General features: G+C 36.5%; 15 protein-coding genes. 1 reads left to right on the forward strand and 14 read right to left on the reverse strand.

Annotation, left to right across the window (positions count from 1 at the left end; translation table 11 throughout):
• Positions 1–140: 140 nt before the first annotated feature.
• The 11 genes from J2Y03_RS18530 to J2Y03_RS18580 form a co-directional block, all read right to left on the reverse strand.
• Positions 141–767: a YesL family protein gene (locus J2Y03_RS18530; protein WP_310196598.1), complete on the reverse strand. Its 627-nt coding sequence runs from the start codon at positions 765–767 to the stop codon at positions 141–143.
• A gap of 4 nt (positions 768–771) precedes the next feature.
• A complete protein-coding gene (locus J2Y03_RS18535; protein ID WP_310196601.1) occupies positions 772–1,311 on the reverse strand; it encodes a hypothetical protein in 540 nt (179 codons plus the stop codon).
• A 112-nt stretch (positions 1,312–1,423) separates the two neighbouring features.
• Positions 1,424–2,725, reverse strand: a complete 1,302-nt coding sequence (locus J2Y03_RS18540) for an ABC transporter substrate-binding protein (protein WP_310196604.1) — start codon at positions 2,723–2,725, stop codon at positions 1,424–1,426.
• Between the two features lie 114 nt (positions 2,726–2,839).
• Entirely contained in the window at positions 2,840–3,688 is an 849-nt protein-coding gene (locus tag J2Y03_RS18545) for a response regulator transcription factor (protein ID WP_310196606.1), read from the reverse strand.
• A complete protein-coding gene (locus J2Y03_RS18550) occupies positions 3,689–5,233 on the reverse strand; it encodes a sensor histidine kinase (protein ID WP_310196609.1) in 1,545 nt (514 codons plus the stop codon).
• Between the two features lie 311 nt (positions 5,234–5,544).
• Positions 5,545–6,381: a carbohydrate ABC transporter permease gene (locus tag J2Y03_RS18555; RefSeq protein ID WP_396954222.1), complete on the reverse strand. Its 837-nt coding sequence runs from the start codon at positions 6,379–6,381 to the stop codon at positions 5,545–5,547.
• 2 nt (positions 6,382–6,383) lie between these two features.
• Positions 6,384–7,346, reverse strand: a complete 963-nt coding sequence (locus J2Y03_RS18560) for a carbohydrate ABC transporter permease (RefSeq protein WP_310196614.1) — start codon at positions 7,344–7,346, stop codon at positions 6,384–6,386.
• Between the two features lie 322 nt (positions 7,347–7,668).
• Positions 7,669–7,902, reverse strand: coding sequence for a hypothetical protein (locus J2Y03_RS18565; RefSeq protein WP_132087542.1), 234 nt, complete (start codon positions 7,900–7,902; stop codon positions 7,669–7,671).
• Positions 7,903–7,924: 22 nt separating this feature from the next.
• A complete protein-coding gene (locus J2Y03_RS18570) occupies positions 7,925–9,004 on the reverse strand; it encodes a PQQ-dependent sugar dehydrogenase (RefSeq protein WP_310196618.1) in 1,080 nt (359 codons plus the stop codon).
• A gap of 15 nt (positions 9,005–9,019) precedes the next feature.
• Positions 9,020–9,874, reverse strand: a complete 855-nt coding sequence (locus tag J2Y03_RS18575; protein WP_310196621.1) for an HAD family hydrolase — start codon at positions 9,872–9,874, stop codon at positions 9,020–9,022.
• A 72-nt stretch (positions 9,875–9,946) separates the two neighbouring features.
• A complete protein-coding gene (locus J2Y03_RS18580) occupies positions 9,947–10,612 on the reverse strand; it encodes a DNA alkylation repair protein (RefSeq protein ID WP_310196624.1) in 666 nt (221 codons plus the stop codon).
• A 144-nt stretch (positions 10,613–10,756) separates the two neighbouring features.
• On the opposite strand from J2Y03_RS18580, the gene J2Y03_RS18585 reads away from it, so the two are divergent.
• Positions 10,757–10,909 (forward strand): hypothetical protein, encoded by a 153-nt coding sequence (locus tag J2Y03_RS18585; RefSeq protein ID WP_310196629.1) that lies wholly within the window; start codon positions 10,757–10,759, stop codon positions 10,907–10,909.
• Positions 10,910–10,956: 47 nt separating this feature from the next.
• On the opposite strand, the gene J2Y03_RS18590 is transcribed toward J2Y03_RS18585, so the two are convergent.
• The 3 genes from J2Y03_RS18590 to ybaK all read right to left on the reverse strand — a co-directional run bounded on the left by J2Y03_RS18590 (position 10,957) and on the right by ybaK (position 12,968).
• Positions 10,957–11,160, reverse strand: a complete 204-nt coding sequence (locus J2Y03_RS18590) for a hypothetical protein (protein WP_310196632.1) — start codon at positions 11,158–11,160, stop codon at positions 10,957–10,959.
• Between the two features lie 131 nt (positions 11,161–11,291).
• Entirely contained in the window at positions 11,292–12,404 is a 1,113-nt protein-coding gene (locus J2Y03_RS18595) for a PRK06851 family protein (RefSeq protein WP_310196634.1), read from the reverse strand.
• 87 nt (positions 12,405–12,491) lie between these two features.
• Positions 12,492–12,968 carry a Cys-tRNA(Pro) deacylase gene (gene ybaK / locus J2Y03_RS18600; protein ID WP_310196636.1) on the reverse strand — a complete coding sequence of 159 codons (477 nt, stop codon included), beginning with the start codon at positions 12,966–12,968 and terminating at the stop codon, positions 12,492–12,494.
• Positions 12,969–12,991 lie beyond the last annotated feature (23 nt).

The raw sequence follows: 12,991 nt of genomic DNA on the forward strand, positions 1-12,991 counted from the left end.
AATGTAGCTTCCATTCCTATGTTTACTGGCAATCCCTGGGTGGCTAGATACCATTCAAATATTTTCTAACTTTGTTATTGTCCTGTACCGTATAGCGAGTTAAGTTTTTATATCATATAGCTTTATAGATAACTATGACATTAACTACTATGCGAAATAGAGTTGTTCTTTTTGTATAACACCTTTTGAGAACACAAAATATTAAAATAAGCTAGGCTGCTTACTCCAAAAAAAATAAATAATTGGGGAAAAAATAAAAATAACATAATAAGTAATGAAGAATTTATTAGCATTAAAAGTGACTTGATCGGATGGACGATCCCGTATAGTATTGAGTTTTTAACCTTTTCAATGAATCTCATTTCTTGATGAGCATATATAGTAAAAAAATAGATAAATAAAACAAAATAGCCTATCACTAATTGAATCGTGACCATTTTCCCAAGGATAAAAAGAGCATGATTCCCTGACATAAAGAATTTCATATCGATAAAAAGCAATAGCCCTAAAGCAATAAACAAAACATTCACTATTTGACTTCTGATAAATTGTTTTCTATATACATTCCAAAAATAAGGGAAAATACTAATAGACTCATTTTCAATCATAAATTTTCTTAAACTCTTATTGACGGCTAATGTTGCTGGAACCCATCCAAACACGATTCCTCCTAAAAGAGTAAAAATGAACCAAAGAAAATTGAGATACGCTAGCCTCATCATCCACTCCATTAAACGGTACCAAACACTTTCTGTTCTTAGAATCACCTGCTCATTCCCCTTCAACTTCAAAAATATTCTTCATCACTTCCATGCTCATCTCTTTTTGATTACTGAATTCTGGAATAATAGCCGCTAAGGTACCTGACTTATTAAAGTCCATCTTAGAAAATAGACCTGCATCATAAGTTAGTGGAACACCGTAAAAATGGGACTCACCTGTCTCTTGATCTTTTGCTGTAAAGGACAGAAAATCATTTCCCTCACTTGTTTGAGGCGGAATTATTCTGTCTAATGTTAAAAGTCCGTCTTTCCCTATAAGACCTAAAATGTATTCTTGATCCGTTATATAAATGTCACCTGATTTTTGGGATAAATGTACAGCTAACTTTTCTCGAGAAAGAGGATATAGTTCAATATTCACGTCAATCTGTCCATTTAGTTTTTGTGAAAGCTTTTGTTCAAGTGATTCCTCATATACAGGAGGAATATTTGAAAAGAAGAGAATGTTTACTCCCCTAAAATCCTCTTGGCATCCTGATAAAATGAAAAGGAGTATCATCAATAGGAGGGAGAACCTGAGTTTCAGCATGATCATTCCTCCAATACAAATCTTCCCAAAACAATTGAAATTGATCTAATAAAGATTACTAAAGATAGAGGGTTTCCCAAAAACTAGTTTCAGGAAACTCTCTAACCCATTCTTAATTTGTACTCTCTTTAAATACTCTTTTTAATTCTACAAATGCTTTTTCTGGTTCGAGCTCTCCGAAGATAACTTGGTCGGTTACTGTAATATAACTATTTAAGGAAAATTTCCCATACCCCCTAGGCCCACCATTAAATGTCTGCGCGGTTGGGATTGTTTCATTAGTCAATTTCAATTGCATATTTTGAGCTTCCGTAAAGTTTTTACTTAATTTTTCTAAATTTGTTTTATCAACAGGTAATCCTCTCGATGAACCTAAAATTTGTGCTGCTTCTGGATCATGAATAAAGAATTCTATGAATTTCTGAGCTTCTTTTTTATGTTGAGAATGCTCGCTCACAGCCCAAGACATAGAAGGTTTCAAATAGCCGCCTGCTTCCTTATCTTTTGGAGCAGCAACAAGCTCAAATGAACCCGGGGTAACACTGTTAAAACCTGGGAACTCAGCAGCATATGCGTTTTTTATTAAAACAGTTCCATTTAATAATAAATCTCTTGTTGGATCGAATATTTGATCAGATACATTTATTTCTGCAGGTGGAACAACCCCTTGTTTCCTTAGTTCAGTAAAAGTATTTACCCATTCGAGCCATGTTTCTTTATCAATATTAAATGAACCATCTTCATTCGTAATATGCCCTTTACCTTTACTTAGTTGATACATTTCATAAACACCTGAAATTGTGGTCAAGTCTTTAAGAGCATAAACCCCTTCTCCCAACAATGGTTGTACTTCTTTTGCCAATGCAAATAACTCATCCCATGTCCAACCTGCTTGAGGAATTTCTACCTTTAATTTTTCTAATATAGACTTGTTGTAGATCATTCCATGGGCGTTATTTCCGAGAGGAACTACATATAATTTCCCATTCACCTTACCAGCTTCAATTAATGTGTCTTCAACATTATCAAGATTAATCTTACCTGTTAAGTCAGTAAGTTGATTTCTCTCTGCATATTCTCTTAAATAAATGGCCTCCATTTGAATAATATCCGGAGCATTTTTACCTGCAGCTTGTGTTGCTAGCTTATCAAAATAACCATCAAGTCCTGAATACTCCATTTCAAACTTTACATTTGGATTTTTTTTCTCATAAAGTTCAATCGCTTTTAAGGTAGCATCATGCCGTTCCTGCGACCCCCACCAAGCAATGCGAAGTTTTACCTCCGAATTATCAGATGAACTAGCAGCTTCTTCTTTTTTGGCTGTAGTACTTGCACTACACGCAGCTAACCCTACTGATAGAAACATAGCAATGAACAAAACCATCCATTTTCCTAATTTGCCTTTACTCATACAACTACCCCCTTATACCTTTTGTAATGTGGTGCTGTGTCCAATTATATAGCGCTTACATTACGATTAATATAAGAGAAATGCACAATTATTTTTAAAAATTCACAATTTTCATTAACATTTTAACAAATCAGTTGGATTCATACCGGTATATTTCTTAAATAACGAACTAAAATATGGTGTGTTCTTAAAACCTACTTTCTCTGCAATTTCATAGATTAAATACTGGCCTTCTGAAATTAAACACTTCGCCTTTTCCATTCGAACTTTATTAATATACTGATTGAATGATAGTCCTGTCGCTTTTTTGAAAATCTGACTTAAATAATTCCTTGAAATATATAGTTGTTCTGAAAGATCATTGATGGTTATTCTTTCATTGTAATTTTCATTGATATATTGAATCATATATTCCACCGCTTGCTTATGGCGAATATTTACTTTATTGTCCATTTGCTGATCGTCACTTATGGATGATTGATCCTCCATTCCCATCACGATCGATTCCACCTCAGAGTTTGAATAAAGTGATTGATAGTATTCAAGCTTTTGGGCTAAATCTTCTTGATCATTCTGGAAGACTTTTTCTTTTTCTAATTTTGAAATAACAGCAGTTAGAACACTTTCAATGGTTTCGACTGTTGCTGGTTTTGACAAATAATCATCAACTTGTAATCGAAGAGCAGTTCTAGCGTATTCAAAGTCTGAGTATCCGCTTAAAATGATGGCTTTCCCGTTATATCCATTGTCCCTGGCATGCTGCAGCATTTCCATCCCATTCATAATCGGCATATATATATCTGTTAAAACAATATCCGGTTTAGTCTCCGTGATTAATTGCAGTCCTTCTTCCCCATCAGTACCTTCTCCAATACATGTGACACCAATTTTTTCCCAAGGGATCGCTTTTTTCATCACTCGAAGAACTTGTTTATCGTCGTCAATAATAACTGCCTTCCACATTTATACCACCTCATCCATAGCATCATAATCTATTTTTGGTATCTTAATCACCACAGTTGTTCCCTGTCCTTCTTTTCCAAATAATTTTACAGAAGACGATTCTCCAAAATATGCGGCTAGTCTTTCTCGGACATTTTTTATTCCATACCCACCTGACTCTTGGCCTTTCATTGGATGATCTATTTTAATCCCTATTCCATTGTCCTTAATCACAATATGAAAATGGTTATGAACTTCATGAATTTTTATAGTGATATGGCCTTCATCTTTATGATGAAATCCGTGCATAATGCTATTTTCTACAAAAGGCTGTAGAGTGAGTTTAGGCATGTAGTAGTCTAGATAAGCTTCATCAATGTTCATTTCATAAGAAATTTGGCTCCCTAATCGAATTTGTTGGATTTGTAAATAGGATTCTAAATGGTCCATTTCCTGCTTAATAGGTATAAAGCTTTCTCCTTTGGATAACCCAATTCTAAACATTCTTCCCGTCAGCTCAAGAACTTTGCTTATCTTTCCTTGTTCTGCTTCGATAGCCATCCAGTTCAACTGATCAAGCGTGTTATACAAAAAATGTGGATTAATATTGGCCTGTAAAGCCTTTACTTCTGCCTTTCTCTTTTGTTTATACTCTACTTCAAGGTCTTTATAGAGATTCATAATTTTTCGGATTAATTCTTCATAATGACTAAATAATACGCCAAACTCATTTTTATAATCCTTTGGTAAATTTACACCTTTATTAGCGACAGAAAAGTTGTCCATATTTTGTAATAGAAGATTAATAGGTTGGATGAATTTATTGAAAATAAAAAAACTTGCGATAACTGCTATGCCAATTGCTATGATTCCAATCGTAATTAGAATGACAGACAACTCAATACTACTCATAGCCACTTCTTTCCATGGAGTGATTTCTATTAACAGCCATTCATTACTATAAAGCTTTGACCACACAATAAAATTATCTTGTTCATGCGAATAACCATCTGAATTTAAATTAAGATTGGAATCCTTTTCTAGTTCTTCAATCATTTTTAGGTAATCAATTACTTTTGATTCCCCTACATAGGTTACTGGAAGTCCCGCAGAATCAATTAATATCCGGTTTACACTATTCAATTCATCTCTCATGATATTCTGAAAAACGTCTAATTTTAAATTAACAACAATAATAGCTCCAACTCGATCATTTGAAAAATAAGCTTTTCGAGCATAGCTTATGACGGAAGTATTGCCTTGCATAGAATCGATATGATGTTTCTTTAACCAAGCGGAATCTGAATTTTTTAATGGGCTTAACCAATCTGAACTTTTGTACTTTTCGGTGGAATAGTATCGAATAAGCCCTACTTTTTCTTTGAGTGGAGGCTGTTCTAAATAAACATGTATGGAGTCAATAATAGGAATGCTATAAGCAATATCTAGAAATGAATTATTTATTTCTGCTATGGATGTATATTTCCCATATTCACTTTGTTCTCTGTTTATATAATCCTGTAAGTAGTTGTTTACAGACATAGCTAAGGTAACTTCTTCAATCACTGTTTTTTGAATGTCGATTTGTTCATTGATTTCCCTTAAAAGCTTCTGTTGATAGTGTGATGTATTATTCTGCATTTCGTTAATAGTAAATTTGTAACTAACAAAAACCATTAGCACAATAAGAACTGACATGAAAATGGAAAAAATCGTAAAATATACTTTACGTATAGGAAATTGCTTAAATGGATTAAACATCCATGCCCTCCTTCTTTTTATATTTAATATGATTAGAATAACATAAAAATAAAGAGAAAAGACCAATTATTCAGTCTTTTCCCTTTATTTTGATATTTCAATAAAGTAATCTCTTTTTATCCTTTTAATCCAGTTGTTGCAACCCCTTCAACAAGATGGCGTTGAGCAAAAAAGAAGATAATGATGGCAGGAATGATAGATACTAGAGACATAGCAAACAATTGTCCCCAAGGCACAGCGGAATTAGAGTCTACAAACATTTTAAGAGCAAGTCCAACAGTGTATTTATCCACTGAATTGATATATATTAAATGTCCTAAGAAATCATCCCAGTTCCAAAGAAAACAATAAATTCCTACTGTTACTAAAGGAGGCTTCATTAATGGCAGAATGATCCTGAAATAGATACCAAACCAAGAGCATCCGTCCATTTTTGCTGCTTCATCTAATTCTCTTGGAATTCCTCTAATAAATTGTACGAGCAAAAAGATAAAGAAGGTTCCCCCAATGCCGCCTGCTAATGAATGTGGGACGATAAATGGTAAATAGGTATTAATCCAACCAAAAGCATTAAATAAATCATATTGTGGAACCAATGTTACCTGGCTTGGAAGCATTAAGGTAACTAAAACAATCGCGAACCAAAAATTACGTAATGGAAAATCAAGTCGTGCAAAGGCAAATGCAACAAGACTACAAGAGATAAGAGTTGTGAAAAGCACACCAAGTATTAATGCGAAGGTATTGATATAAAAATGAGTGAACGAAAATCCTGCTATCGCAGTCCACCCATCAATAAAATTCGTTAATGTTGGTGAACTAGGAAATATATTGACTGAATTGAGCTCATCATTGGTCTTAAAGGCAGCACCAATCCACCATAGGATTGGATATACCATAATTAAGCTAAGGATGATAAGAAATAAATGTCCCAGCCATTTCTTTTTATTCATGGTCATTTCCCTCCTTCTTGATAAAAGACCCAATACTTAGAAGAGATAAATATTATGGCAGTAAAAACACCAATAATAATGAGCAAGATCCATGCTAATGCAGATGCATATCCCATTTCAAAGCCTGCAAATGCTTTTTCATATAAATACAGAGTAAACATATAAGTAGATTGGATTGGCCCTCCCTTGGTAATAACAAATGCTTGAGTAAAAATTTGGAATCCCTGAATGGTCTGAAGAACAAGATTAAATAAGATAACCGGCGACAGCATTGGCAGGGTAATATTAAAGAACTGCTTTACCTTTGATGCACCGTCAATAGCGGATGCTTCATAAAGTTCAGCTGAAATTTGTTTTAGACCTGCAAGAAAAATAACCATGGAAGAACCAAATTGCCAAACAACCAGGACGATGATCGTACCGAGTGCAGTATCTGGGCTTCCTATCCAGTTCATCCCCGTTAATCCGAATAACGCTAGAACTCCATTTATTAACCCATCTTTTCCAAATATATTCGTCCAGAGAATAGCAACGGCTACGCTCGTGCCAATAAGAGAAGGCAGATAGATCATCGTTCGATAGATGGACAGCCCTTTTATTCTTTGATTGAGAACCATTGCAATTAGTAAAGCAAAAATTAATTTAAGAGGCACCGCAATAACAACAAATATAATCGTAATGGTTAACGATTTATAAAAAAGTTTATCCTCCAAAAAAATGGTTTTGTAGTTCTCTAATCCTACCCAGTTGGGGGCTTCCAGTAATGAGTAATCAGTAAAGGAAAAATAAACCGATTGGATCATAGGGTATAAAGTCAGAAGAAAAAGGCCAATCAACCACGGTGAAAGGAATAAATATCCCGCATAAGGTGTTTCCCATTTTTTTCTTTTTACCCTAAATTTCTTGAATGGTAGTTTTTGTTCTACACTCGCATTATTGATCGCGCTTTCATTAGTTGTTTCCATAGATCCTCCTCCTACTTGTTTTATATTAGTATAGAGGAGACATGCAAGTGATTAAATGATACAGATGCACAAATATTTTTAATTTCCACCTAACTAATCAAATCTTCAACGATTTATCCTCATTTCTTATATAATAATAGAACTAGCATCCTTACACGCAAATCATCCGCCTCCGCTCAATGGCCATGCTCGCTGAAGAAAGGGGCATAGCGCAACCGATGCGGAAATCGAAACATAAATCTACTTCCAAAACGGTGACAGGCACCAAATATGCAAAATATGCTGTTTATGCAGCGCATTTTGCATATTTGGTGCCCTTTGTTTATTCTTCGGGTGTGTTAATGATTTTTAGTGTTTTGAAGCCGAGGTTGATTTTGTAGTTTAGGTTCCAGTTGGCTCCTTGTATTTCGATTTCGTTTTCTTGGAGGGTAAATCTGAGCATGACGTCATTGTCTTCGTCGATGATGACGTAGGAGTTCTTGTTCGTAAATATTTTGTAGCTTGGATGGGCTATTAGCGTCCATCCGTATTGTAATTTATTACTTTTCGTTGTCATGATTACACCAGCCTTTACCCGTTTACTTAAGATTAGTCAGCAGCACTCGATACAATTTATCATCGTTTTCATCAGGATTTCCTCTGCCGTCTGTATTGTTGCTGACAAAATAGAGGTATTCACCATCAATAAAAACATCACGTATTCTCCCTAATCCCGTAATCACTGGATTGGAAATTTCCTTTTCTAAATCAAATTCTCTTACCGCATTCCCTCTCAAGGCTGCTACATACAGCTTTCCATTATGGGTCGCCATTCCGGAAGGTGCCCAGGTATTATCGCCTGATTGAAATAACGGTGTCTCCATTCCTGCTTTCGTTTCTGTCCCCTCAATAACCGGCCACCCATAATTGGCACCTGGCTTGATCACATTTACTTCATCGTGTGCAGATTGGCCATGCTCACTAGCATACAACGTGTTCCCAAGCCACACGAGCCCCTGTGGGTTACGATGTCCATAGCTATAGACATAAGAATTCGCAAATGGATTATCTCCCGGAATACTGCCGTCAAAATTCATTCTTAATATTTTCCCGTTTAAGGACTTCACATCCTGTGCATTTTCAGGCACAGTGGCATCTCCGGTTGTAATATAAAGCTTTCCATCTGGTCCAATCTTCAAACGACCGCCATGATGAAAGGCAGCACTCGGAATACCATCAAGAAGAATCTTCTCCTCCGTCCACTTGTTACCTTCTAAATCCAACACAACCACTCGATTAAACTGTCCCTGTCCATTCTCATACGTATAATAGGCAAAAGCTTTTTGATTGCTAGAAAAGTTAGGATCTAGGACAAAGCCCAGCAGGCCGGCTTCCGCTGCCTTTGCAAGCGGCTTTTTCAATTCTACGGTCTGTCGGTCCATTTTCCCATTATCAATTTTCACGATACTCCCTGTTCGTTCACTAACATAAAAAGTCTGATTCATCTGATTTATCGACCATGGAACACGTAGTTTTTCAGCAACTACTTCAATCTCTGGCAGCAGGACAATTGCCTCGCCCTCTTGCTGGTCTTTCGGCTGCAGATTTTCTTTTTCAAAAAGGGAACAACCTGAAATTAATAACATCATTGTTACTAAAATGGACCATACTTTGACCATTCATCTCTTCCTTTCCTATAAAACTTCCAATATCGCCTTGGCTACTCCGTGTTCATCATTGGTTTCGGTAACTACATCACAGAGAGTTTTAATTTCATAGGCTGCGTTCCCCATTGCCACCGCTCTGCCGACTCTTTCAAGCATCGATACGTCATTAAAACTATCACCCATCGCCATAGTCTCCGCCAATTCAATCCCTTTTGCTTTTACAAATGCTTCGAGAGCAATTCCCTTTTGGGCCTGTCGATTGGTGATTTCTAAATTCTCATGACCTGAACTAGATACAGCCAACTGTGTTAAATCTTCTAATGAGGCTGCTGCTGCTTCCAGCTTTTCTGAATCAAAGTCAAAGGCCAGAAGCTTATAGACCTGGTACTCATCATCATTAAAAAGAAGGTTATAATCTTCAACCTGATGAACTAAACCGTTTCTGACCCGAGCTCCTGCTTTATGTACGACTTCCTCTTGGTTTAAATCCGGATTAGCACTCATCACAATATCAACAAGAATCGAAACTGCTTTTTCAAGATCGACTGTATAGGTGCCCCTGTTTGAATAAACTTCAAAATAAATATCCTTTTCCATTAACCTCTCAGCAGCCATTTTAACAACCTGCTTATCGATTGGTGTAGCAGAAAAAATTTCTCCTTCTTTTGTACGGACTTCTGCACCATTCACACAAATAGCAGGGCAATGCAAATCAGCTTCATCTAGGACATATCGCACCTCCTGATAAGACCTCCCAGTTGCTACAACGACTTCGATACCCTGTGCCTGGGCTTTTAGTATTGCTTCCTTATTTTCTCTACTGACCTGTTGATAGGAATTTAATAAAGTTCCATCCATATCTGTTGCAATACACTTAATCACACTGTCCACCTGTTTTCCTTTTATGATATTGCCATTTTATCACGATTCCACTAGACATTTTCACCATTTTGCTTATGAAAGATACTTGCTTCCTTCTCTTACGCTTAACGGTGCTAATGTGTTTCCTTCGATAAAGCTCTTCACTGACGCTGAATTTGTTTTTGAATACTCCCTTAATGCCCAGCCAATGGCCTTTTGGATAAAAAATTCCTTACTTTCTGCATTTTTTGCTATGTATTGATAAAGGATGGTTTCGCTTGTTTGACCCTTAAATTTTAATTGAAAAAGAATCGCCGTCCTTTTCAGCCACATGTTATCATGTACGGACCACTTGTTTATAGTCTCTTCGATGACTTCCGGGTGCCTCTTGGCTATTTCACCTACTATAGGGGCAATTGAATCGACACTGTCCCACCAAGATTTTGTCGTAATTAAACCTTCGAGAAATGGCATATGTTCTTTTTGAAGATTTTTTATAAACTTCCCTATATACGTAATTGCTGTATATTGATATTCCCTTTCATCCTTTTCCCACAGCGCTAAAACAAATCCCTTGTTAAAAGGCTCTTTTAAAATCTCTGTTTCTTTAAAAAATTGCCTCTCCAGCTCCTTTCTTAACGGTGACTTAATTCCTAAGAAAGGGAAATGGTCTTTCATATATTTTTTCATTGGTTCTGCATTTTCTTCATTTTTTTGTTCTTCATACAATTTTGTTAGTATCTCTAATTCATTCCTCAACCTACTACCTCCCTCAACTTGCTATATTCCTAGCATACCTTAATAAAAATTCGATATGCTTCTTTTTTCCCCTCTATTAAAACGCATAAAGAATAAAACGAATGCCACACTATAGTGTACTAAACAATGAAAGGAGAGGAAGAGATGACGAAAAAGGTTAATAAGGGCAGTAATAACCAAAATTCACCGCAGTCAGGGCATGCTGAAGCTGAATTTGCCAGCGAATTTGTCAGCGGAGATAACAGCAAAGGAAATAAGCGCAATAAAGACCAGCAAAGCAAAACAAATCCTAAATAACAAAAATAAAGTCGGCCCATCCACAAGGACAGCCGACTTTTTTTGATTTATTGAGGGGTCGAAATAGCCGCAGGAGAAGTACGTAAATCTTTATGTTCATCAGTATTGAACTGATCCTGTAATTCTAGGTTTGCTCTTTCTGCTTCTGATTTTGCCCGAATAGGTTCATGAACCTTTCCATCTTCTAATTGCTTATTCATTTCAATATTCGCTTTGATTGTGTCATTTGTTGAATTTAGGTTATTTTTCACGGTCACTAGCTCCTTCTATTAAAAAAATTATAAAACATTATGCATATCTTCCCCTAATCATCACTTAAGTACACATAAAAAAAACTGCCCCCCTATTTAGGACAGTCGTCTGAGTGTAGAGTTCCATATTATTATTGATTGCTTACAATAGCGTTCAATTCTAAATCAATTATTTCGTCCGAAATCCTCGTTTGAATGTGTTCGACAATCGAAAAATTCATGGCAGGAACATATATGGCCTCAAGTTCGTCATGGAGCTCTTTCGCCCTTGCAAGATACGATATGGCTTCCTTCATCTTGCCTTTGTAGCTTTCAGCGATTGGCTTAATCTTATCTTCATAGATTTCGTCTGTTCCTGGTGTAATCAAAAGCTCATACATATCAATGATTTCATCGCCAGCACGGGTTGGGAAATACTCATGTGGAGCCGTACTATCAAAGATGGCAATGCCAATTTCTCTAAAAATCACCATATCGAGGCTGTTAGGGTCGAATCCACAGTGATACACTTCTGTATCAATCCCTCTAGCTTCTGCAGCTGCTGCCAATTTCTTTAGCATCGTTGATTTTCCGGAACCAGGACGCCCTTTAATAAAGTAGCGCTTTTCAATTCCCTCCGTTAAATTAGGAACAAAATCAACGGCTCCTTTTGGTGTCGCAGCACCTAAGAACCGATGACGAATATCTGATTTCTTATTCAACTTTAATTTACCAAAATAGGACTGAATTAACCTGTTGGTAAGCTGGTCTGCTTTTTCAAAATCCATGTTTTCAATATAAATTTTTTCCCAGTCATCATGAACATCTAATGCCTGCTTAAAGGTTGAATATGCTAGATTAAATGAAGCACTAATCCGGTTTGATAACTGTTGAATGTTCTTTTTCTCAACAGCAAGCGCATGTGCGTCCCATGCCTCACCTAGATTAATATATTGTTCAACAGCACCCGGGGCTTTTGGTTCGATTACATGTGGAGCTGTTCCATCCACGACCCCTACTTTTAAGGCGCGAATAATCAAACCATCTATAGAATTGTTATCTGACGAGCAATGTAAGAGCTCGATATCGTACCCTTTTTCAACCCATTCATTACCAATCTTCTTCATTAGCGAGGATTTACCTGTCCCAGGACCACCTTTAAGTATATAAATACGTTCAAGTCCTTGGAGATTTGAATCATACAGGGTATGGAATCCCTTAGCTGTATTGCCGCCTGCAAAATAATTTAATATCTTTCCTGCCACTTGCAAACACTCTCCTTTACGTGACAAAAGCAAAGTTTCGTTTCTCCATATCCTATGCAATGCCGCTATATAGGTGAATGCCTACCTTTATTTTCTTACATCAGCGGTTTCGGCCTTTGTTAGATTACGTAACATTTTCGGATTGATCACGATTTGAAGGCCTATTTTTCCTGCACTGACCACCATATTCTCAAGTACTAAGCAGCTTTCATCTATAAATGTTTTATATTCCTTTTTCATCCCAATCGGTGAACAGCCGCCGCGGATGTACCCCGTCCATTTTAAAATATCCTTAACAGGAATCATCTCCACGTTCTTTTCCCCAGCAGCCTTGGCTGCCTTTTTTAAGTCTAATTCAGCCTCTACTGGTATCACATAGACATAGATACTTTTACTTGCTCCTTGTGCGACCAGCGTCTTATAAACTTCCTTAGGATCTCTGCCTATTTTTCCGGCTACAGACAGCCCATCGATTTTTCCATCCTGATTTTCATATGTAAGTACTTCATAGGCTATCTTTTTAGCATCAAGAATCCGAATAGCATTTGTTTTTACCTTAGCCATTTCCCTCATCCTTTATTATTTTT

Source organism: Neobacillus niacini, assembly GCF_031457145.1.
In the GTDB taxonomy this organism is placed as follows: domain Bacteria; phylum Bacillota; class Bacilli; order Bacillales; family Cytobacillaceae; genus Neobacillus; species Neobacillus niacini_J.

Excerpts from the sequence above, each read along its gene's own strand:
- J2Y03_RS18535 (WP_310196601.1), bottom strand. The coding sequence starts at position 1,311 with ATGCTGAAACTCAGGTTCTCCCTCCTATTGATGATACTCCTTTTCATT.
- J2Y03_RS18540 (WP_310196604.1), bottom strand. The coding sequence starts at position 2,725 with ATGAGTAAAGGCAAATTAGGAAAATGGATGGTTTTGTTCATTGCTATG.
- J2Y03_RS18545 (WP_310196606.1), bottom strand. The coding sequence starts at position 3,688 with ATGTGGAAGGCAGTTATTATTGACGACGATAAACAAGTTCTTCGAGTG.
- J2Y03_RS18555 (WP_396954222.1), bottom strand. The coding sequence starts at position 6,381 with ATGAATAAAAAGAAATGGCTGGGACATTTATTTCTTATCATCCTTAGC.
- J2Y03_RS18560 (WP_310196614.1), bottom strand. The coding sequence starts at position 7,346 with ATGGAAACAACTAATGAAAGCGCGATCAATAATGCGAGTGTAGAACAA.
- J2Y03_RS18565 (WP_132087542.1), bottom strand. The coding sequence starts at position 7,902 with ATGACAACGAAAAGTAATAAATTACAATACGGATGGACGCTAATAGCC.
- J2Y03_RS18570 (WP_310196618.1), bottom strand. The coding sequence starts at position 9,004 with ATGGTCAAAGTATGGTCCATTTTAGTAACAATGATGTTATTAATTTCA.
- J2Y03_RS18585 (WP_310196629.1), top strand. The coding sequence starts at position 10,757 with ATGACGAAAAAGGTTAATAAGGGCAGTAATAACCAAAATTCACCGCAG.
- ybaK (WP_310196636.1), bottom strand. The coding sequence starts at position 12,968 with ATGGCTAAGGTAAAAACAAATGCTATTCGGATTCTTGATGCTAAAAAG.